This is a genomic window from Brasilonema sennae CENA114, assembly GCF_006968745.1.
GTDB classification, from domain to species: domain Bacteria; phylum Cyanobacteriota; class Cyanobacteriia; order Cyanobacteriales; family Nostocaceae; genus Brasilonema; species Brasilonema sennae.
The window spans coordinates 289,656-310,454 of the sequence record NZ_CP030118.1; the positions used below are offsets into that span (position 1 = coordinate 289,656).

Sequence of the window (20,799 nt, forward strand, 5' to 3'; positions counted from 1 at the left end):
ATTATGAATACGCTTTCTTAGAAAGAAACTGACTTGGCAACAACAAAGTTAATGACGAACCGAGTAGCTTTGGTAACGGGTGCTAGCCGAGGCATTGGTGCGGAAATCGCGAAATTGTTGGCGTTGCATGGTGCGGCGGTTGGCGTGAACTATTACAGCAATGAAGCGGCGGCGAAATCAGTGGTGGATGCGATTGTCAGCGAGGGAGGTAAGGCAGTAGCAGTCAAAGCCGATGTAAAAGACAACCGCCAAGCCCAAGCAATGGTGCAACAGGTGGTAGAAGCGTTTGGATCAATCGACACGCTTGTCTTGAATGCCGCTGGCTCGTTTAAAGTCGCTCCATTTATCGAGTATGAGTGGGAGGACTTTGAGGCAAAACTGTTAGGTGAAGTCAAAGCTGCATTTCATCCAGCAAAAGCAGTCGTTCCAGGAATGATTGAACAAAAACGGGGCTGTATTATTGTGATGAGTTCCGAATATTCTCGTTTTCCAGGTCAAGGATTTTCCGCTCATAGCACGGCGAAGTCGGCATTAGATGCGTTTGTTAAAAGTTTAGCGTTCGAGTTAGGACCACATGGCATTCGAGTGAATGCTGTCTCTCCAGGTTTGACTGTAACAGATGCTTCTGCATTTGTGCCTCAGGAACGTAGAGATGCGATCGCCCAAATGACGCCCTTAAGAAGAATCGGTGTGCCTGAAGATATCGCGGGTGCTGTACTTCTGTTGGCATCCGAACAGGCAAGATTTATTACGGGAGCATATCTGCCTGTAAACGGTGGCATTTTTATGCCTTAATTAAGACAATTCTGCAATTCTGCTAAAGACAATGAACAGCTCTAAATTCACTGAACATCACGTCACAGCAGTCATTACCCATTTAGTCAAACCGGGTCGAGAACAGGGATATGAAGAATGGATGCGAGGAATTATTCCTGTCGCTAAAACATTTGATGGACATTTAGGAGTCAACATCCTACGACCCGAGAAGAACCTGCATCCAGAGTACATCATTGTTCTTCACTTTGACCATGACAAGAATTTACAAGCATGGCTAAATTCAGATGTGCGTCGGGAGTGGATTGAACGAGCCAAGCCCCTGATTCAAACACGTGAGGATGTACAAGTTCTCACAGGTTTAGAAAACTGGTTTGTCTTACCGAGAAAAGCGCCAAAGCTTCCTCCTAAGCGTTACAAGATGGCGTTACTCTCCTGGATAGCGGTGTTTGTGACACTATCCACTGTCAGATATCTTCTAAGTCCTGTGGTTGCCTATCTCCCTGCATTACTGGCGCAACTCATCACTATTGGGATTGTCGTGTGCCTCCTGACTTACGTTGTCATGCCTCAGATAACCCGATTGTTCTACAAATGGCTGTATCCAAATTCTTAAATGCAATATGCTGCTTTGTGTTGGCGCAAGCTTTGGGAGGACTTACAGCTACGCCGTCCTGGTGGGCAACAGGAAATGCCCGTACTGCAGCAATATTCTAAGTGGTTCGCCATACATGAAAACACGCCTACAACTTTTTCTTAAAAAAATGCCTGGTTGAAGTTTATCAACCAGGCTTAATATCATGTCATACAATTAGCTCTCTACTCTAGACAGAGAAAAGCTCTATGCTGTAGGTTGTTCCAAATTAACCTTGACGACTTTATTTTTTTCTTGCTCGGTTTTAGGCAGAGTCAAATTCAAAATCCCGTCTTTGTATTCAGCTTTCACATTGGTGTTTTGAATCCGAGTTCTTAGAGGAATGACTCGTTGGAACTTACCGTAGTAAAATTCACTTCTTGTTCTGCCATTCTCGTCAGTTTTGGTTTCTGACTTACGCTCAGCAACCACCTTAACTGCATTCTCGGTGACTGAGATATCTACATCTTTAGCATCAACACCAGGGAGTTCCAGCTTCAGGTGTACGGCGTCTTCGGTTTCATGCAGTTCGGCTGCTGGAGCTTTGGTAAAGGTTGGTGCTTGGAAATCTTCAAAAAGGGTGTCGATTTGACGTTGCAGTGTGTTCAATTTAAGCCTTGGATTGTAACGTACTAATACCATAATTCCTCTTGTGATTCGTAATGATTTCTTTATTGACTTCAGGATTTATCAAGCAGCTTTGATTCTTATAGTAATGTTGATTGTCAGTCATCAAAATACGGTTAATAGCACCGAAATAATTGATGATTACCGCACATTATTTCTGGCACAATCCAAGGTAGGAAAAACTTGTCTTGATTGGTACGGTAAACCCAACAATTAGGAAATATAAGCTAATAGAGAAATCACCACAAAAAGCTGACAAAGAAGGTAGTCAAATCTAAAAAGGACGCGAATGTAAAACCAATCACCGTCAACCGATAATCTGCATGTAGCAGAAGAGCCAGATAGCATTGTGAATCTTCTGCCTCTCTTTAGAGGGCAGAGTGTCGAGTAACGGAGCAACAAACCTGCCACAAGATGGAAGCCGAGAAGCTCTCTCGTCCATTAGGATAATAAACTAACATTTTACTCATTAACCATAAGCTACACCCTATGAATCGTTCCGCGTGCCTTATCTTTAATCCAGTTGCAGGTCAAGGAGACTCAGATCAAGATTTGGCAAGTATTAAGGCAATTTTAGAGCCGGAAATTGACCTCGATATTCAAATGACAACCAAAGAAATTGGCGCAGAAGAACTAGCGCGTGCAGCGGTTAAGCGAGGTGTAGATACGATTATTGCCTCAGGAGGAGATGGAACTCTCTCTGCAGCCGCAGGCGCTGTCGTGGGTAGCAATATTCCGTTTGGCATTATTTCACGCGGAACAGCAAACGCTTTTGCCACAGCATTGGGAATTCCTGACACGATTGAGGGTGCCTGTAAAGTCATTTTGGGGGGAATCACTCGGACTGTAGATGCAGCCGATTGTAACGGTAGTCCGATGCTACTGCTCGCAGGTATTGGCTTTGAAGCAGAAACTGTAGACAAAGCAGACCGAGAAGCAAAAGATCGGCTTGGAGTTCTGGCATATGTTCTTGCAGGACTTCAAGAACTGCGGAATTTAGAAAACTTTGATGTGGAAATTGAGACAGAAGAAAAAGTAATCAAAACTTCTGCAGCTTCAGTTACAGTGGCAAATGTAGCTCCTCCCACTTCAATCTTGGCTCAGGGGCCAGCAGGAATCATCGCAGATGATGGTTTACTGGATGTAACAATAGTGGCTCCGGTGAATAAAGCGGCGGCGATCGCCGCAGCCTTTCATCTATTTCAATCTGCTTCTGTGGGGAATGGAGCCGAGCGAAATGACATTGGTTATTTGCGAGCAAAACAATTCAAAATCACAACTGACCCTGTGCAGAAAATTGTTGTCGATGGAGAGGTTGTAGGAACAACTCCCGTAGAAATTCGCTGCATTCCGGCAGGTTTGAAAGTATTTGTACCCTCAATCGAAGAAGAAGAACCTGTAGAGAAACTGGAGGGACTACCAAATTTGATAATTGAGGAGAAACAACCTTCTTCTGATTAAAATCAGAAATGTATTTAGGAGAAAGTTGCGTTGAAACTCGTATCCGATCCGGCAATTGCCGACAAAATTCGCAAGATGAACCAGCGGGTGCGATGGCAAGACCCTGCAATTATGGAAAGGGGAATTGACCAAACTCAGCTGGTACTGGATGATAAAAAATCTGAGGAGCCAGAGTTCTCGTTTTTGGTTGTAGGTGATAGCGGTTCCGGGGCACACCCAGGACATAATCCTCAGCGACAAGTTGCCAAACTCATGCAACCCCATCAGCAAGAATGCAGTTTTATGCTGCATACAGGTGATGTTGTCTATCTGGTGGGGTCAAGCGAGTATTACCAGAAAAACTTTATCAAACCTTACCGAGAGTTTCTTCTGGGGGGAGAGGACTACCGGCGCATTGCTTATGACCAGATGATTTTCAAACAACCAATCCTGCCCGTACCAGGAAATCACGATTACTACGACTTGCCACTTATCTATGGCTTGGCATCCTTGGCAGCAATGCCAGTACGTCACTTATTCCCATCAAAGCTAAACTTTGATGTTGGCGCTCATGGTTCATGGAAAGGTGACGCCTATGCCAAGGCGTTTCTGGATTACCTCAAAGCATTTATGCTTCCAGGGGATTTAGCTCGTCACCTAGACGAACATTACACCGCCAAAACAGATACAGGGCGTTGTTTGCGCTACCAGCCAGGGCAGTTTACCCGCCTTCCCAATCGCTACTATAGCTTCCGCTACGGTGGAATTGACTTCTTTGCACTGGATTCCAATACATTTAATGCTCCCCTTCCCCTACCCGCAACTCAAGAAGGAGATGCTTCTCGGCAGGAATTGTCCAAGCGCCGTGATGAACTAGAACGGCAAAAAATGCAATTTATGGAGGAATCAGCAAAACTGAATCCGGATAACCACAGCGAAGCTGAAAAACTAGATGATAGTCAGCATCAAGTATCACAAATTGAGGAAATGATTGTTGATATTGATAAGCAATTAGGCTCTGACGAAAAAACGGTCACCGATATCGACCAGCTCGAATGGCTGAAGCACAGACTGATTAAATCTTGGAATACCGCAGATGTGCGGGGACGAATCATTTATTTTCATCATCCTCCCTACGTTAGTGAAACAACAAAATGGAATCAGTCACAGACTTTGGCAGTGCGCGATCGCCTGCGTACTGTACTAAATGCCGTTGCTGAAGTTGTAGGTTCCAACACAGGCGATCGTCCGTTAGTCGATTTAGTCTTAAACGGTCATGCTCACTGCTTGGAACATCTTGAAACCGTGGACACGGGAAGTGCTGATTCTCGCATTCATTGGATTGTCTGCGGTGGAAGTGGCTATAGCCTGCGACGCCAGCGAACTGAGGGACCAGATTTGATGGAAGACCAAAAGTTAGTGGCGCATTCTCGCCTGTTTGTTGGTCGAAACGGTAATGGCTCTCTAAAGCGAAGACCTTACTCATGTCTGCGTATTGATGTTAAGGAAGGTTCCACACCCAAGTTTATTGTCCGTCCCTTGGTTGCTGAATGGTATCAGCGAGAGTGGCACAATTACGAAATGCAGTCATTTCAGATTTGACTTGGGTGCAAGACCTACCTGAATGTTATATCATGTCCGGCTAATTAGTTGTGATTACAAAATCTGTGCAAAAACCGGGAAATCCTCTTTCTCCCTGCTAAGAGCCCCCTGCTAAGAGCCGTCTTAATGATAAGTCTTTCACCGGACATGATATTACTCCCTTGGCATCGGAAGATTACCCAAGAATGAACCGCACCAGAGCGAATTTGCGGTGTGGATGTTCCTCCCGCAAAGTTCGCGGTGGGCGCACCAGAAGAGGACACTTCCGTGCGGGGGTTCCCCCCCGTTGAGGAAAGTGTCCGTCGCAGAGGAAATACAGGAGCGAAGCCAGTAGTTTATCTTTTAGCGACGAGGGTGCTCAATGTCAGCAAAACCGCGCAATCGTCTTCCTTGAGAATCACCAGTAAAAACATCTGCCCTGCGGACTTCATCAGAGAACTTCAAGCCGATTCTGCTCTCCAGGTTAGCAATGGATACCTGGAAGTTATTGAATTGACCAACAGGCAGAAGTTCAAAGGGAATATTCTGAACGAATTTCTCCTGACTGACAACGTAGGCGCTAGAAGAAAGCTTGCGCTGTTTGTCTACTACTACAACAACCTTCCAGAAAAATTTAGGAACTTGAACTCCTCGATGAACAATATCACTTTGTTGGAAAACTGGACCAGTGAAAACAGTTGCTAGGAGATCATCTTGATCGGTGTTAGTGAGGATGAAGTTTTCCAACCCCTGCCACAGCTGCTGTGATTGGTTGAACTGAAAGTACTGAGGCGAGCAATTTGTGAAGTGGAATGTGTCGCTGTTGGCTGTCTTTGCCTCGCTTTGTTCTCCCCAAATTGGGTCTTGTCTGCGGACAAGATGACCCCGATCAAAAAAGTTGCCTCCAGGTTCATTGCTGTAAAAATCATTTCCGACTTGCATCTCTGAGGAGATACGGGGGTCAAAGAACCATTCGTCATCTCTCCGGTTCAGTCCAACCCACTGTTTGCCATCAATATTCACAGCAGTGTAGAAGGCTAAGCGACGGGTTTCACACATGACAATTGAGAAGTGCGTATAGCGGAGGATGTTGTCCTGTGTTCCTTTTACCTGTGCGACTGGACCAAAGGCAAGGGCTGCTGGTGTCAATTCTGGTAGTGGAATCGTGACGCCCAAAAAATCAGGGTTATAACCTTTGCGACCTTCATAGTGACTCAGTGGGCGAACACTTCCGGCAGAAGTTTTAGTACCGGATCTAAGGGAACTTATACTCTGGGGTTGGATGAGAGTTTCTGCAACTGGAGCAGGAGTAGTGATTGTCGAGGTGACCACGCTTTCGCGGGGAGTCGTACCCGGAAATATGCGGATACTTTTGGCGTCTTCAAGGAAAGCTTGAACCAACTGGGAGGCGGAACCCTCCTGTTGAGTTTGGATTTTGTTTACTTGATCCAGAATTTTGCTTGTCCGAACACCTTCATTGGCAATCCATTTTATTTGATTTTCACTCAGATTTTTTGCTTCTTCCTTCGCTACCCACTCGCCGTTGCTCAGTTGAATTTCTTCAACCCCTTCATGGGTGCGAGTTTCTACTACACTCCTGTGATGAATCGCAACCACCTGCCAATTATCATTGAGAGCTGGGGAACCGGAAGACCCAGGAGCCGTGTCGCTAGCATACCAGAGAAAATTGTCTTTAAGGGCATCTTGGTTATCACCAATCTTAAGGACTTTGTTTTCCCGAATAGCAATTTGCTTGGGTTGACCACCTGGGTGTTGGATGACGGTGACGAATTCTAATGGTTCTACCTTGTGAAGCGTAGGATCGAGACGCAAAAACCCGTAATCTGCCAGTTGAGCTTCTCCATCATCCGAGGTTTCAGCAACGGCGACGAGGGTAAAATCAAGCTCAGGATCGGTGATGAATCCTTCCTGAGGAGTCAGATTAAAAGCTTTCCATTGATTAATTTTACCGCTAATGTCCATCTCGTAGCCAAACTGGGCTGATGCTCGCATTGCTGCATCAACAGATTCAATCACATGATGATTTGTAATCAGCAGGCGGGGAGATACCAGAAAGCCAGTTCCCCAGCTTCCATTTGAGCCAAACGAGTCTGCGATCCAAATCCGGCAAACTGCACGGGCAGCTAGCGTCCCCTTTTGGAGAAAGTTAACGGGTAGCAGGTCATTACGCCCAAGAAAACGCTCTAGATCAAAGGAGGATACTCCAGAACCACTCGCCGCGATGTTCTCGATTCGTCTGGATAAAATTGTTACAGGGTCTGCTCTGCGATCGCGCTGCTCTATGTTGGACAACAAAGTTTCCTGGCTAGTGGAAACCTCCTGGTTCCGCAAGTGTTTTAGCTTGTCGAGAAAGTCGAGAGCGTAGGTTACTGTCTTAACAGACATAAATTTTTAAGACTCCATAAAGCTGACTTGTTTATAACCTCTGAATAAAGATTTGAAATCAATTTCAGATTGATTTTCTCTACAATTTTAGATATGGGATTTACGCACGAGTTACGAAAGAACAAGACTGTAAGATTGCTTCGTTACGTCGCAATTAGGTTGATTTTCCTTTGCCTATAAAAAGTTTACGTGTTACTACTGAATAATAGTCATCCTTTCAGGGCTTACGCAAAAATTACCAAAAAGCTTAATGTATCCTTAGCTACAGGATGGTTCCCCAACCTAGGCGACTGGCGTCGCCAAGAAGGGTAAGAATTGGTAGAGTATGCGTAAGTCCGATCTTTCTCATTATCACTAAACCGCAAATTGTCTTCGGAATTCCCCTAGAGTTTATTGAAGACATTAAGAACTATACTGAACAGACTGGGGCATCTACGAAAACTGATTAATATCGAAAGCTGTTTAACAATTTATCGTATGTCGCAAGAAATCCTAACCCCAGAAAAAATTTGGATTATTGTCGAAGAAACATCTCAAACAGAAACTACGACTGGTTCTAGAAGCAGTCGTGATATAGGAGGAAGACTTGGAGAAACTAGGGAAGTCGAAGTCACGGAAGAAGTTGTGACTACTAAACGCACAGCGGTTGAGGTGACTAAACTCAAGGAAGAAATGAAGGGGTTTCTGCAAGCAATGAGAGAAATGCTTGATGAACAGGAAGAACCCAGTTCCAAAATGCAGCTGGATGAGGTTCAGTTATCGGTGGAAATCAGTGGTGAAGGAAAAATCAGCTTGTTGGGGATTGGTGGAGGTAAAGCAGGAGGCAAAGGAGCGATGACTTTTAAGTTTAAGCGGAAATAATCGGGATTGGAATATGGCTAGTACAGCACGGCGTAAATAAACCAAGTATTAGACAGCTAACACTTTACCCTTATATGTCCACTGAAAAGGTTTAGCCATTGTTTTATTAAAGTAGTCGATAAATTCAAGAATTCGGGTTTTTAGGTCATCCTGACTCTTGAAGCTAGCACGCTGAAGTAACTTACGAACCAAAATACTGAACCAAATTTCAATCTGGTTGAGCCAAGAAGAGTGTTTAGGGGTGTAATGGAAAACAATTCGATGTGTTTTGTCACTTAAAAAAGCAGCACGGGATTTCATGGATTTGAGTATTCCCCTTTTTCCTTTAATACCCAGATCGATATTCAAACCTTCTTTTTCTGCAACCAAACGAACCAGCGATTCAGACTGATGCGTATTCAGACAATCCATGATTAGATGCCATTTTTTAGCATTGGGTTCACTTTCAATGATTCGACGAATATTGAGAACAAAATCAACTTCTGTTCGAGAATCTCCACAAGTAGGCTCGATAATCTTACCAGTAGCGACATCAAAATTAGCAATTAAACTCTGTGTACCGTGACGAATATACTCAAACTCCCTTCTTTCAACTTTACCAGGTCGCATCGGTAAATCTTTTTCTAGACGCTCTGTAGCTTGAATACCCGTCATTTCATCAATTGATATTGTACGCTCTGCGTTTTGATAACGTTCAATCGCACTTATGTATAAACCAGTAATATCTTCAACTTTTACGTCAAATTCTTCGTCCTTAGGGGGGGGTTAACCAGTAACTACTCTGGTGGGGTTTAAGTTCTGCCTCTTCTAGTAATCTTCCAACATGGCGGACAGATATGCTTTCAATAATCCCTTGCTTTATAATTTCGTCTGCTAGTTCTCTTGGTGTCCAATGACTTATTGGTCGTCCGTAGTCTTCGGGTTTTGAACATGCAAGGGCAAACAGTTTGATTACTTGCTCCATACTAAATTTTACTGGTGCCCCAATACGCTCCGAATCTCGTAGTCTCTCAAAAGTAGGCAACTTTTTATCGCTAGTTTTAAACCATCGGTTTCGCCATAAACGAGCCATATCCAGACTTATATTTAATGTTCGAGCAATTTCGCCATTATTTTTCCCCTCTGACGCTAGAAGAATTATTTTTGCACGTAGTACTATTTGTTGCCCTGTATTGTGTCGGTTTACCAACTCTTGCAGTTCTGAGCGATCGCCATCGCTTAAGTTTAATTGTTTTGGAGCTAATCCTGCCACATCCTAATTCTCCGCTTCTCAGCAAAAACTACTTTTAATCTAATTACTCATTCTCCCACAGTAATACCTGGTTAACTTACGCCGTGCTGTACTAGGAATTGGGCAATTGTTGTTGGGATTAATCACTATGAAAACCTGCGCTCGCTAAACTTTGCCAAGCGAGATGCTTCTGTCATGGCAACTTGGTTTGAACAAGAAGCCAGGTTTGATCAAGTTTTCGTTTTTACTGACGATTCTCCCCCAATTCCAGCCAATCCGCCAATTCCCACTCAACCGACTTTCGGACACTTACGGCGATTTTTACGGGCACAATTTGATAATCTTGAATCTCCTTTATTAAAACCAGAAGATAATTTATGGTTTTTCTTTGCAGGTCATGGCAATCGATATAAAGATAAAGATTATTTAATGTTCTCGGACAGTGACCCAGGTGATGTAGAACATACAGCAATCCCTGTTGATTATATCACCCAAAGATTGCGCCGCAGTGGCGCTGATAATGTGGTGTTATTTTTGGATGCTTGCCGAGATGAAACTAGTCGGGGAGGATTAGGAATTGGTCAACAAAGATATCCGGGAGTCATTACCTTTTATTCCTGCACAGCTAACCAAAAGTCTTGGGAAATTGATGAATTACAACATGGTTCATTTACCCATTCGCTATTACAAGGTTTGCGAATTCAAGGAGAAGCTAATTGTGCGACGGTAGAGCGTCTAGAACAATATTTACGTTATCAAGTTCCTGAGTTGAATGCTCGCTATAAAAAGCCTGCACAAAATCCTTATCTCCAGGCAGAACCGCCCTACAAAATGTATTTCATTTTATTAGAACAAACTGCCACACTTAGAGATGTAGAACCGTTGAAGTATCAAGCATCTCAAGCTGAAAACAAGGGTGATTTCTTATTAGCAAAACAATTATGGGTGAGAGTTTTGGCTGTATCCCGTGGTGATTGGGATGCTGTTGATGCTATTGAAAGGATTGCTGTGCGTCAGCGAGGAAACTTTGAACCGAGAAGCTCAACTATCGTATGCTGCGTGGTGGTTCTTGGGGCAACGGTCCCGGGTACTGCCGTTCGGCGTTTCGCTACTACCTCGTTGCGGTCGGCTGGGACAACTTCAGTGGTTTTCGCGTTGCGTGTTCTGCCGCGTGAACTCTTTAGCCCTTTATACTTTTATTCTTTTTCCCTTTACCCTTCTTTTCTTTTCTCTTTTTGAGTGTAGCGTAAGCGCAAAGCGCACGCTAAGAGCGAACGCGCAGCGTATCCCCTTGGGACTCAGCGGAACGATCTAATTTTTTTTGCCAAACCGCTGTTTTTTTATTTGCTTGTTTTAGGGTAGTGTTACGCAGAGCGTATCAACCAGTAAATTATCCTCTCCAGAAACCGCTACTTTTGTCTTCGATTTCAAAAGTTTGTAGTTGATTGACTTTTTTGGTTGATTACTTTGTCCTGCACTCACATACTCGATTGCAAGATTAATGGTATTTTATTTTTGCACAAACTCCTTTATCGCAATGGCGATACAAGCTATGACACTCAATTTATATTTACTGCGACATGGAGAAACTACTTTTAGTCAAAGTGGTAAATTCTGCGGTGAAACTGATGCGGAGTTGACATCCGAAGGGATGCAGATGGCATCCAGTTTTGCGGATGTTTATCACAAATTGAAGTGGGAAGCGGTTTATGTTAGCCCGATGAAGCGCACAATTGCAACTGCTAAACCATTTTGTGATGCTATCGGTATGGATATGCAGTTGCGTGACGGACTTAGAGAAGGTAGTTACGGCGAATGGGAAACTAAGAGTAAATCGTTTGCCCAAGAGAATTATGCAGAAAACTATGTAAAATGGTTGACAGAACCGGCTTGGAATGCGCCATTAGGTGGAGAAACTGCGGTAGATATTGCTAACCGTTCTATGCCTGTAATTGCTGAGATTCAAGAAAAACATCCCCAAGGTAATGTTTTAGTAGTATCCCATAAAGCCACGATTCGGATTCTGCTTTGCAGTTTACTAGGAATAGATTTGGGACGCTATCGCTATCGGGTGAATATTTTGGTCGCGTCGGTAAGTATGGTTAAATTTGACGTTAATGGTCCTCTTTTAGAAATATTAGGCGATCGCCATCATATACCCGATCATATTCGCTCTCGTCCGGGAACATAATACTCGCTTGGGAGAAACAGCGATCGGCAAGTACGGGCGAGTGTAAACTGGCGCTTTAAAACAAAGGACGCACGGAATAAATTTGAACGATTATATCCTTCTGTTTATCAAATGTTCCTGAGCGACCAAACAATTCAAAATTCAAAATTCGCTCGTTCAAAAACCAAGAAAGAAATAATTTTGAAATTAACAACTGGGGTGCGAGCCCCAATATTAGATATGGAAAAAGTAAAAAGCAAAGCATCCTTGTTTCAAGCCCCTAACTTTAGTTATGGGGTTCTTAATTTTGAATTTTGAATTTTGTTAGCGCAGCGGGGCGTTTGCGTAGCGCCAAAGTCTGCCGGGGGGAGTATCCCCCCGGCGAGCTTTGCCCCTTAGGGGCTAGCCCTCCTTTGAATTTGAGCCCGAAGGGCGAGTGACTTTTGCAAGAGGTCTAGTAGTCTGACGGCTGGTCTTTTTCCTAAATTTTCACCAAAGCGGCTACAGTACCAGCGCTGACTCAACAGCTCGTCGTGTTAGCTGCTAGCGTAATCACCGCGACTGGACAAGGTGCCTTGTTGAGAATAGCATCGGTGCGGTGACCAAAGAAGGCTCGACCAGAAACTGTACGTACACTGCTAGCCATAACAATCAAGTCTACTTCATTAACGCGAGCAAACTTGAGAATTTCCAACTCTGGACTTCCATTTAGGATTGCAGTTTTGACGGATGCCCCCAGTCCCCGCCCCACCTCAGCTTGCTCATGCACAATCTTTTCGGCAAGATCTGTTACAGAGCTCATCGTCTGCTGCTCAAACAAAATGTATTCCTGCTGAGTCCGGTTGACGACATTGACTAATGTAACTGTTGCCCCGGTTTGAGTGGCGATTGTACTTGCTACCTCAACTGCATGTTGGCTATACTCGGTTCCACTGGTTGGCACTAAAATATGACCAATTTTATGATAAGCAGCCAGATCCGTTTCTTCCTCCGCTTCGGATAAATTAGACTTGACTACCATTGTGGCGCAAGGAGCTTCTTGAACTACCCGATCAACAAGTAAATTGAATAAAGCACCTTTGGAACGCTGACGTTCTGTTGCGCCAATAACAATCAAGTCATACCCTTTGCAAGCTTCTTTAAGAATCACCTCAGCTTTGTTGCTTCCCGACTCCACCTTAGTTTCCAGTAGCGACTCGGCGGGTAGATGAAATTTCTCGGTTACTGTAGCAATGGCAGTTTCTGCGGTAGTATCTTTTACCGCATTAGCTGATTTCGTCTTGGCTTTTTTATCACTTTTGGCAAACAGAATCGTCACTTCTACGGGATTTTGGTGTGCTAAATGACTCACTAACTGAGCCGCTAACTTAACGTTCGGTCCTCCTTGGGTGGGCATGAGTACTCGGCGAATGCGCTTGATAAAGCTGCGGCTTGCTAGTTGTTCTTGCTCCAAGCGCTGAACTTCTTCATCACTCATTGACACTTTGGACAATGACCAACGCAACAAGGGAGGAGCCATCAACGAAGTTACAATTGCCACCATGACAATAATTGAATACATCTGCGGATTCAGCACGCCCAAAGAAACCCCAATAGTGGCAACAATAATCTCCATTGCGCCACGGGCATTCATCCCCGAACCCATTGCAATACCTTCCCAATGGCTCAACCCACCGATACGAGAACCGATATAGGCTCCAGTGAATTTACCGAAACAAGCAACTGCCAGTACGAGCAAGCCAATTCCCAACGTCTGAGGATTGAGTATTTGCAGTAAGTCTACCTTTAATCCGGCTGTGGCAAAGAAGATAGGAGCCAAAAACCCAGAGGTAATCAGTTCTAGAGTCAGCCCCGCCTCCCGACTAAAACGCGGCGATTGCCCTGCTAAAATCCCCGTAACAAACGCTCCCAGTGCGGCTTCAATTCCTAAAGTATGGGTAAAGGCAGCAGCACCTAACGCTAGTACTAATAGAGCTGACAAACTAGCTGTTGGTCCACCAATGTAATTATCTACCCAGCGAAACACCCAAGACATGAGCGATCGCCCAATCGTAAAGGCAATTCCCAAAAATAGAACCGCTCCGCCAACCGACCGAAATACCGTCTGGAAATCAAATTTCCCACTACTTGCCAACCCCGATACCACAGACAGGAGAATCCAGCCAATGGTATCATCAGTCATACCAGCTGCCAAAGTAACCTGACCAATATCCCGTCGAATCAACTTTAAGTCCATCAGCACTTTGGCAATCACTGGAACTGCCGAGATACTCATAGCAGTCGCAATAAACAGACTGAAGATCAGACGTTGATTAGGATTAACTAAAAAGCCCTCTGGCAGAAACCAGCCCAAACCCAGTCCAGTAGCGAAGGGAATGACAATGCCTCCCAAAGAAATTACTAGAGCTGTTTTGCCTTTGCGAACAATTAAATTCAGGTCTGTCTCCAGCCCGGTGACAACTAGCAAAAACAGCACTCCTAACCAGGAGACGACCGAAAGCAGATCAGACTGTGCCTGAATTTTAGGGAAAATATGCTCCTGTAAACTTGGCAGAAGCCAGCCGAACACCGACGGACCTAGCAGCACCCCTGCAAGCAACTCACCAACCACAGGTGGTAGCTTGATTCGACGCATGAACTCACCTAAGCCTCTGGAGACCAAAAGCAGTAGAGCTAACTCTAGCAATATCAGTAGCAACTCGTGGTGACCAAGGGGCTTGATTGGACCTTTTTGGGCTACTGCACTAGCAGCAAGTAAAGGGTCGAGGAGTGGATTCATGATTTTTATCAAAATTTCTGAAGATGCTCTCACAAGAATCTTCGATGCTCAACAAGTGAAAATCATCTATCTTAGAGCTATTTCATCTCAAAAGGAGGATTAATATATCACCCAGTTCTGTAGTCATCGTTGGCAATACACCCTACGGCATTCAGTCTGCAAACGCAGCTAGTGTGGATGTGATTGCGTTTCGTTGCGCCGGCTTTGACGATGCTCAACCAGAGTGAAGCGATCTGCCTCACGCTCATGCTGAGGGATTTGCGCATAAGGCAAGCGAAGCTATCGCCATTTACAACCAGCCAGCCGACCTTCTAGCGGAATATGAACATTCTCCTCTAGGAAACAGAAAGCGATAATTAGGACAAAACCCCAATCATCGCCACCCAGCTTTTGTGAACAAAGCGAGAAATATTCCAGCAGCAAAATTAGATAGCTCCTGGACCTTTACCCCGTTGGTCACCCTCTGCTGTGAGTTCACCTTGTTTATCTTCATTGACTTCTTCTAGGTCTTCAGCACGCTCTGCAGCATCTTCTGCTTCTACTTGTCGCGCATCACCCGGTGTTTCGTAGTACATTTCCGGCTCAATCGCGTGGTTATTTGTTAAACCTTCTTGGTCAGTTGTGTAGCCTTTGGTGGTGTCGATACTGTTCCCTCCCTCTTCTTGAGGCGTTCCTTTGAACAGATCTCCTTCTCTTTCAAGACGAGCAGCAGTTTCAGCAGGTGTAATTCCTCTGTCGAAATTATTGTTATCAACGCGATCTGAGGAATCTACTGCTTTGTTAGGTGATTCGCTAGCCATAAATGATCGATGTCCTTGTTAAAAATCTGTTAAATTTAGTTCAATAATAAGATTATGTTTTTCCGTACTCAAGAATAAACTATCTTTAGAAGTGCTCTTACTCAAAAACTTCTATCTAAAGACAGAGACTTTTAAAATTATTCTCGACACTAAAATTCTTTAATGGCAACTAAAAACCATACAAAATTATAAAAACGATCAAATAGAAAATTTAACTTCTACTTGACCGCATTTTTGAAAACTAATAATTCATGATAAAAAACAAGCTTATTAATTCACTTTGGGTTGCATAGTTTTCCTACTTTTATGTAATCCCAATAGTTTTATGAGTTAGCTGATTTATCAGATTTTTTAGCTTTTTGTCTGCTCAACTGTGGCTTTATTAACAATTTTTGTAACGCCTTTGATTTCTTTTGGCAAAGTGTCAATCTTAGCTAACTGATCTTTTTTTGCTACAGTTCCAGATATTGTTACTGTGCCATCTTCTGAAGCTGCAACTGTTAAATGACCGTTGGGGATATTAGCTTCTAACTTAGAGCGAACTTCGCTTTCAATGTCACGTGCTGCTCTTTTTGTCGCACTCCCATCATTCAATTGATTGTTGCGCTGTTCACGAGCACGAATGTCAGCATTGAGTTGTTTTTTGCGGATCTCACTCTGAGCATCTTTCAGAGCAGCTTCTGTGGCTTGTGCAGATGGTGCTTGTGTCACTTGTTCCGCTGTTGTATTAGGTGCATCTGCGCTAGTTCTGGCAGGAGGATTTTGACAAGCAGTAGCACCGAAAAGTAAAATGCAACTGATGAAAAAAGGAGTGATCTTGTTCATGTTTCTTTCTCTGATTAATTATTTGTAATTTAAGAGTAGTTAGTTGTTAATTCTTAGCAATGACTTACTATGAATGAATAATCATAAATTACTAACCCATAACAACTAACCACTAACGACTACGCCATTTCGGTTCGGTGGTCAATAATTATCACAGCAGGATCATTATCGTCATATCCTGTTGAGTAATTGGTAGAAGGGCTATTTACAAATGGCGTTTCCCGACGAACACTTCGGTCATAACCTTGGTGATGAACACCATCTATGTCGGTGGCATCAAAGATATCAAACTCTTCAATTCCTCGACGTTTCAAAATCGGTTCAGCACGGTGGATTTCATCGTTTGTGCCATCAACCATCACTAAGTTATCGCCTCTATTGACGCGATCGCTGTAAACTCGCGCACGGTTTTCTGGAATTCCCAAACCAACGAGTCCGCCTGCCAAACCACCAGCAGCCGCACCAATCGCTCCGCCTGCAAGTGTTGTAGCTAAAGCAGTTGCTGCTGCACCGCCTGCAATGATAGGACCAACACCAGGAATCGCTAATGCACCAAGACCAACTAACAAGCCTCCCAAACCGCCTAGCGCACCGCCTGTGGCTGCGCCAGCTTTTGCGCCTTCGTCTGCTTTATTGCCTGTTTCAAGATTTGTATTGACGCCAGCAATATTGCTCTTGCCATCTGTATCTTTTGCAATCAACGACACTTGATTCAAAGGAAAACCTGCATCTCGCAGTTCTGTCAGTGCTGCTTCTGCATCACGGCGGTGAGAAAAGACGCCAATTGCTCGTCTAGTTCTTTGCAATGTTGCTGTGCGCCCAACAGGCTGTGTAGAACTGATGAGAACTGGATCGTGAATCTCCCATTGTTCAATTCCATGCCGATTTAGAATCGTGCCAGCGCTATTAATCTCATCATCTGTACCATCAATAACGACGACATAATCTCCATTATTCAGGCGCTCATTGTAAAAGTGAGTGCGAGCATCAGGAAATCTAAACCTTGTGGCGTCAATACGATCCTTCAAGTCAACTCCGGCAAAAGGTTCCCTTCGGGTTGAGTCCCTGTTAAATAGGGAAATTTGACTTAAAGGAAAACCTGCTGTTCGCAAATCGCTAACTGCAGCTTCGGCATCGCGCAGATGAGAGAAATAACCAACGGCGTGTTTATTATGACCCAAACCTCCACGTGGAGGAGAGGAGAGTCCAGTAGCTGGCGAGATATATTCGGCTGTCCCACTTGTGACTCCAGATCTGTCGTAAACGTCAAACTCTTCAATTCCTCGCCGTTTTAAAATCTCTTCTGCTTTAGCGATTTCTGCGTCTGTGGCATCTATGATGATCAGGTAGTCTCCGCGCTCTACTCGTTCGTTATAAACTCTGGCTCTTTCTTCAGGAATTCCCAAACCAACCAATGCACCAAGTAGACTACCAGCAGCAGCACCAATACCTGCTCCTGCTGCAGTTGTAGCTAGGGCTGTTGCTGTTGCTCCAGCAAGCATAATCGGACCAATTCCCGGAATTGCTAATGTGCCAAGACCAACTAACAAACCAGTTAATCCGCCCAACACACCACCAGAAACAGCTCCAACTGTAGCGCCTTCATCAGATTTATTACCGATATTTTCCCGCACTTCAGTGCCCGCAATCTCATCGTTGCGGTCTGCATCTTGCTTGATGACAGATACTTTATCTATCGGGAAGCCCGATTCTCTCAACTCATAGAGTGCGCCTTCTGCATCTCGACGATTAGAAAACACACCTACAGCACGCTTATTTACACCTATAACCATGCTTTCTTAACCTCAAGAGTAAAATTAATTTTCTAGGTTCTTATTTAGTACCTTCGATTTTATTTATCCAGGTTTTTAATTTTTTTTTCATCAATCCCTTGGAGGAATTTTTATCTATCTTTAGTATTAGAAAATAAAATAATGTGTAGTTTTTTTAAAAAAATTAAGATTTGATTTGATTTAAGATTATTTTTCTCATTTTTGATTTTTGAGATGATGTCTAAAAGTCTCATTAATTTTAATCAAACAATGTCTTGTTTTGTGTTTTCTGTATCAAGGCAGACAATCTGACTGTCAGCAAACTAGGGGTGTAAGAGTGTAGGGGATCCCCATCAATGAATTGACTCACATATTGCGCCAAGAAAAATTGATGGATTTTAGGAACTCAGTATTCAAGCATAAGTCTTGATTTAGCAAGAGAAGTTCATAAAATTCATGTAGCTTTATCGTACCTCTTTTTAGCTTGTACGGTTTTATACGCAGAGGTGCAAGATATGAGTTGAGGGCTTGAGTCCTTCTTCCCCCTATACCCCTACACCCGCGCGTTGCGGTCATTCAGAGGCTTTGCGGAAGGTTTCCCTCCGAAAAGTCGAACAGGTGTATCGCAAGACAGTGCCTCAACCTTTGTGATGAACACGGGCTGGGTAAGCTACCGTTTACTAGTAAGGGTTTCAGGCGTTATTAGTTTTGGCTTTGGTAGATTTGTTTATTCCTACCTACCAATCTATAAAATTAAGTTTTGTATTATTTATTGATAAGCTTTGAAAAATTCGCTTATATTTAATAGCCTTGGCTTGCCTTCACCAAGAATAAGTGGCAACTTGCCATCCCATTTATCTAATGCTCGATTTTGCAAAATTTCTGGGGTTAGAGTTTCATTTAGTAATTTATGTACTTCAGCCTGTCCTTTTGCAAGATTAACTTTTGCCTCTGCTTCTTTTGATGCTTTGAGCGCTACAAACTCTGCCTTCTTTGCTTCTTGTTCGGCAATTTGTTTCGCTTCTACTGCTTCATCAAATTTCTGAGAGAAGTGAACATGCACAAGAGAAACATCATCCACTGCGACATGATAGTTTGCTAATCGTGCCGTTAATACATCATCTACTTCGGTTTTCACTTTTCCTCGTTTAGTAATTAATTCCTCAGCAGTATACTTTGCAATAACTGCCTTGAGGACTTCTTCGATTGCTGGATTAAGAATCCGAACTACAACATTCTTTTCGTCTCCGATTTGTTGAAATAAGCGATTGACTTCCTCTGGAACTATATGCCAATTGAGCGCTACATCTGCAAAAATATCCTGTAAGTCTTTGGAAGAAGCCTCAGCAGAAATATCTTGTTTTTGAACTCGAACGCTCAATGTTTTTACTGTATTAACGATAGGAATAACGACATGAATTCCTTCTCCTAGTGTCGTTTCTTGTACTTTTCCAAATTCCATTAACACTCCTCGTTCGCCTGCGTTGACAATGACAAAAGGCGTGAGGAAAATGGTAATCAAGCATAAAAGTGCAGTTAGTTTACCAGCACTGTTAAAGGCTTTACTTTTTTTCATGCTGACCTCACGGGAGTGTGGAAACCGTGCGCTTTCAAGCCACGGAGGAAACACGACACGCTTGATTTATCAACCCTTCGACTACGCTTAGGGTAAACCCTCAAATTCTCCAAATTAGGCATATGAATAACCGTCCTTTTTGTGAATGTGTTTGCAATACGTGTGATTAACGCCTTGGATTAACTCAGTCTTAGTTGCAACGTTAAAACTGCCTGTTGCACGAGTTGCAATTCTTCCAACATATTGACCAACCTTTTTCCCAGAAGTAACGGTTGCCTTAACAACATATCCAGTTTGAAAACCAAAATGAAATTTAGCTCTTGAGCAATGACGACTAGGAAAACCGTATTTGTCAGTTCGGCATAGTTGACGGGTTCCGTGCCCGTTTGCTGTGATCAGCAAGGGTTTTACATTCTTGACATTGAGAATTGGCGTAGATTTCCCCACACACGCAGCATCAAGCCAATGCGTTTTGTCTAAACCTTGCTGAGTGCGGTTGAATTTGGTCAATCCTCCTGATCCAGTTTCTACTGATAAACCAGTTGCTTTTAACACTTCCAGCAATGCAAACCTAGTTGTATTAACTGCGGCAGCACCTACCAATGGTTTTTTTGCTTGTTTAAGAATATTCTCTAACTTTGATGGGTCTTTTTTGAGAAACTCCCTAATATCTTTTGTCCCTTTCTTGGTGTTACATTTCTCACAACTTAGGGTTAGGTTTGTGATTGAATTAGAGCCACCTTTAGACCTAGGGTGAATATGTTCTATTTGCAATTTAACGTCCTTTGTTCCGCAGTAAGCGCACTGTCTATTCCACTTTTCTAGTAGGTATTCTCTGGTTTCATAACCTGCAAGAGTACCCTGTTGGTATTCCTTACCTTGAATATCAGGATTACGCATTAGCTGCATATCAAAGCGTACTAACTCTTGGCTTATCACTTCAATTAATGCGACTGCTGAAGCCCCCAAATTGAATTTGGGGGTTGCTTACAACTGATTTGGGAACGCCAATTTTTCAATAGTCTTCAGTTATCAGTTAAGCACCTATAGCAATCCTCCAAAGATTTTTGAGAATCACTTCTTGAGAGTCTTAACGCTTAACAGGTGAGACCAGCCCCCGTCTTGGTGAACCAGCACTGCGGGAGGGTTTCCCTCCGCAGGTGACTGGTGAACCCCGTAGGGGCGGTCTCCGTCACGTTAGCGTAGCGTCTGTGCAGGAGATTGGGGGACTGGCGTTAGCGCAGCGAGACCGGAGGTCTTCCCCGAAGGGAAAGAAGGAATAAAGCTGTACCCAGAGCAAAAATTAAATTAGAGTCCAATAAA

18 protein-coding genes and 1 pseudogene are annotated in these 20,799 nt (G+C 43.7%); 9 read left to right on the top strand and 10 right to left on the bottom strand.

All coding sequences use genetic code 11. The features are described from left to right. Nucleotides 1–51 precede the first annotated feature (51 nt). Genes DP114_RS01165 through DP114_RS01175 form a run of 3 tightly spaced genes read left to right on the top strand, consistent with a single transcriptional unit; the run spans nucleotide 52 to nucleotide 1,534 of the window. Nucleotides 52–795 carry an SDR family NAD(P)-dependent oxidoreductase gene (locus tag DP114_RS01165; protein WP_169268051.1) on the top strand — a complete coding sequence of 248 codons (744 nt, stop codon included), beginning with the start codon at nucleotides 52–54 and terminating at the stop codon, nucleotides 793–795. Nucleotides 796–826: 31 nt separating this feature from the next. Then, the gene (locus tag DP114_RS01170; protein WP_169268052.1) at nucleotides 827–1,390 is read left to right on the top strand and encodes an antibiotic biosynthesis monooxygenase; all 564 of its coding nucleotides are present in this window, start codon (nucleotides 827–829) and stop codon (nucleotides 1,388–1,390) included. Continuing rightward, nucleotides 1,391–1,534: a hypothetical protein gene (locus tag DP114_RS01175; RefSeq protein WP_169268053.1), complete on the top strand. Its 144-nt coding sequence runs from the start codon at nucleotides 1,391–1,393 to the stop codon at nucleotides 1,532–1,534. Nucleotides 1,535–1,615: 81 nt separating this feature from the next. Here the strand turns inward: DP114_RS01175 and DP114_RS01180 are convergent, their stop codons facing one another. After that, the gene (locus DP114_RS01180) at nucleotides 1,616–2,050 is read right to left on the bottom strand and encodes an Hsp20/alpha crystallin family protein (protein ID WP_169268054.1); all 435 of its coding nucleotides are present in this window, start codon (nucleotides 2,048–2,050) and stop codon (nucleotides 1,616–1,618) included. A 10-nt stretch (nucleotides 2,051–2,060) separates the two neighbouring features. Here DP114_RS01180 and DP114_RS01185 point away from each other — a divergent pair, with 10 nt between their 5' ends. From DP114_RS01185 to DP114_RS01195, 3 genes are all read left to right on the top strand, one after another. After that, entirely contained in the window at nucleotides 2,061–2,252 is a 192-nt protein-coding gene (locus DP114_RS01185) for a hypothetical protein (protein WP_169268055.1), read from the top strand. Nucleotides 2,253–2,524: 272 nt separating this feature from the next. Beyond that, the gene (locus tag DP114_RS01190) at nucleotides 2,525–3,496 is read left to right on the top strand and encodes a YegS/Rv2252/BmrU family lipid kinase (RefSeq protein WP_171975232.1); all 972 of its coding nucleotides are present in this window, start codon (nucleotides 2,525–2,527) and stop codon (nucleotides 3,494–3,496) included. Nucleotides 3,497–3,526: 30 nt separating this feature from the next. Beyond that, nucleotides 3,527–5,077, top strand: coding sequence for a metallophosphoesterase family protein (locus DP114_RS01195; protein ID WP_171975233.1), 1,551 nt, complete (start codon nucleotides 3,527–3,529; stop codon nucleotides 5,075–5,077). 342 nt (nucleotides 5,078–5,419) lie between these two features. Here DP114_RS01195 and DP114_RS01200 read toward each other — a convergent pair whose 3' ends face one another. Next, nucleotides 5,420–7,462: a DNA/RNA non-specific endonuclease gene (locus tag DP114_RS01200; protein ID WP_171975234.1), complete on the bottom strand. Its 2,043-nt coding sequence runs from the start codon at nucleotides 7,460–7,462 to the stop codon at nucleotides 5,420–5,422. A gap of 477 nt (nucleotides 7,463–7,939) precedes the next feature. Between DP114_RS01200 and DP114_RS01205 the strand changes: the two genes are divergently transcribed. Further along, nucleotides 7,940–8,323, top strand: a complete 384-nt coding sequence (locus DP114_RS01205; protein ID WP_169268059.1) for a Pepco domain-containing protein — start codon at nucleotides 7,940–7,942, stop codon at nucleotides 8,321–8,323. Between the two features lie 48 nt (nucleotides 8,324–8,371). On the opposite strand, the gene DP114_RS01210 is transcribed toward DP114_RS01205, so the two are convergent. Both DP114_RS01210 and DP114_RS01215 read right to left on the bottom strand, forming a co-directional pair. Continuing rightward, nucleotides 8,372–9,046 carry a transposase gene (locus DP114_RS01210; RefSeq protein ID WP_256379389.1) on the bottom strand — a complete coding sequence of 225 codons (675 nt, stop codon included), beginning with the start codon at nucleotides 9,044–9,046 and terminating at the stop codon, nucleotides 8,372–8,374. 31 nt (nucleotides 9,047–9,077) lie between these two features. Continuing rightward, a complete protein-coding gene (locus DP114_RS01215; protein WP_169263472.1) occupies nucleotides 9,078–9,575 on the bottom strand; it encodes a helix-turn-helix domain-containing protein in 498 nt (165 codons plus the stop codon). 105 nt (nucleotides 9,576–9,680) lie between these two features. Here DP114_RS01215 and DP114_RS01220 point away from each other — a divergent pair, with 105 nt between their 5' ends. After that, a complete protein-coding gene (locus DP114_RS01220; RefSeq protein WP_256379410.1) occupies nucleotides 9,681–10,793 on the top strand; it encodes a caspase family protein in 1,113 nt (370 codons plus the stop codon). Nucleotides 10,794–11,106: 313 nt separating this feature from the next. Then, nucleotides 11,107–11,745: a histidine phosphatase family protein gene (locus tag DP114_RS01225; RefSeq protein WP_171978083.1), complete on the top strand. Its 639-nt coding sequence runs from the start codon at nucleotides 11,107–11,109 to the stop codon at nucleotides 11,743–11,745. A 499-nt stretch (nucleotides 11,746–12,244) separates the two neighbouring features. Here the strand turns inward: DP114_RS01225 and DP114_RS01230 are convergent, their stop codons facing one another. From DP114_RS01230 to iscB, 6 genes and pseudogenes are all read right to left on the bottom strand, one after another. Next, nucleotides 12,245–14,503 carry a cation:proton antiporter domain-containing protein gene (locus DP114_RS01230; protein ID WP_169266964.1) on the bottom strand — a complete coding sequence of 753 codons (2,259 nt, stop codon included), beginning with the start codon at nucleotides 14,501–14,503 and terminating at the stop codon, nucleotides 12,245–12,247. 425 nt (nucleotides 14,504–14,928) lie between these two features. Then, nucleotides 14,929–15,303: a hypothetical protein gene (locus DP114_RS01235; RefSeq protein WP_169266965.1), complete on the bottom strand. Its 375-nt coding sequence runs from the start codon at nucleotides 15,301–15,303 to the stop codon at nucleotides 14,929–14,931. Between the two features lie 351 nt (nucleotides 15,304–15,654). Continuing rightward, nucleotides 15,655–16,128: a BON domain-containing protein gene (locus DP114_RS01240; protein WP_169266966.1), complete on the bottom strand. Its 474-nt coding sequence runs from the start codon at nucleotides 16,126–16,128 to the stop codon at nucleotides 15,655–15,657. 119 nt (nucleotides 16,129–16,247) lie between these two features. After that, nucleotides 16,248–17,921 (bottom strand): general stress protein, encoded by a 1,674-nt coding sequence (locus tag DP114_RS01245; protein ID WP_171975235.1) that lies wholly within the window; start codon nucleotides 17,919–17,921, stop codon nucleotides 16,248–16,250. 748 nt (nucleotides 17,922–18,669) lie between these two features. Then, entirely contained in the window at nucleotides 18,670–19,476 is an 807-nt protein-coding gene (locus DP114_RS01250; RefSeq protein ID WP_171975236.1) for a prohibitin family protein, read from the bottom strand. 114 nt (nucleotides 19,477–19,590) lie between these two features. Beyond that, nucleotides 19,591–20,430: pseudogene (gene iscB / locus DP114_RS01255) on the bottom strand (RNA-guided endonuclease IscB); the annotation flags it as partial. Nucleotides 20,431–20,799: the final 369 nt, after the last annotated feature.

Excerpts from the sequence above, each read along its gene's own strand:
- DP114_RS01245 (WP_171975235.1), bottom strand. The coding sequence starts at position 17,921 with ATGGTTATAGGTGTAAATAAGCGTGCTGTAGGTGTGTTTTCTAATCGT.
- DP114_RS01230 (WP_169266964.1), bottom strand. The coding sequence starts at position 14,503 with ATGAATCCACTCCTCGACCCTTTACTTGCTGCTAGTGCAGTAGCCCAA.
- DP114_RS01235 (WP_169266965.1), bottom strand. The coding sequence starts at position 15,303 with ATGGCTAGCGAATCACCTAACAAAGCAGTAGATTCCTCAGATCGCGTT.
- DP114_RS01180 (WP_169268054.1), bottom strand. The coding sequence starts at position 2,050 with ATGGTATTAGTACGTTACAATCCAAGGCTTAAATTGAACACACTGCAA.
- DP114_RS01250 (WP_171975236.1), bottom strand. The coding sequence starts at position 19,476 with ATGAAAAAAAGTAAAGCCTTTAACAGTGCTGGTAAACTAACTGCACTT.
- DP114_RS01200 (WP_171975234.1), bottom strand. The coding sequence starts at position 7,462 with ATGTCTGTTAAGACAGTAACCTACGCTCTCGACTTTCTCGACAAGCTA.
- DP114_RS01170 (WP_169268052.1), top strand. The coding sequence starts at position 827 with ATGAACAGCTCTAAATTCACTGAACATCACGTCACAGCAGTCATTACC.
- DP114_RS01165 (WP_169268051.1), top strand. The coding sequence starts at position 52 with ATGACGAACCGAGTAGCTTTGGTAACGGGTGCTAGCCGAGGCATTGGT.
- DP114_RS01225 (WP_171978083.1), top strand. The coding sequence starts at position 11,107 with ATGACACTCAATTTATATTTACTGCGACATGGAGAAACTACTTTTAGT.
- DP114_RS01190 (WP_171975232.1), top strand. The coding sequence starts at position 2,525 with ATGAATCGTTCCGCGTGCCTTATCTTTAATCCAGTTGCAGGTCAAGGA.
- DP114_RS01205 (WP_169268059.1), top strand. The coding sequence starts at position 7,940 with ATGTCGCAAGAAATCCTAACCCCAGAAAAAATTTGGATTATTGTCGAA.
- DP114_RS01175 (WP_169268053.1), top strand. The coding sequence starts at position 1,391 with ATGCAATATGCTGCTTTGTGTTGGCGCAAGCTTTGGGAGGACTTACAG.
- DP114_RS01240 (WP_169266966.1), bottom strand. The coding sequence starts at position 16,128 with ATGAACAAGATCACTCCTTTTTTCATCAGTTGCATTTTACTTTTCGGT.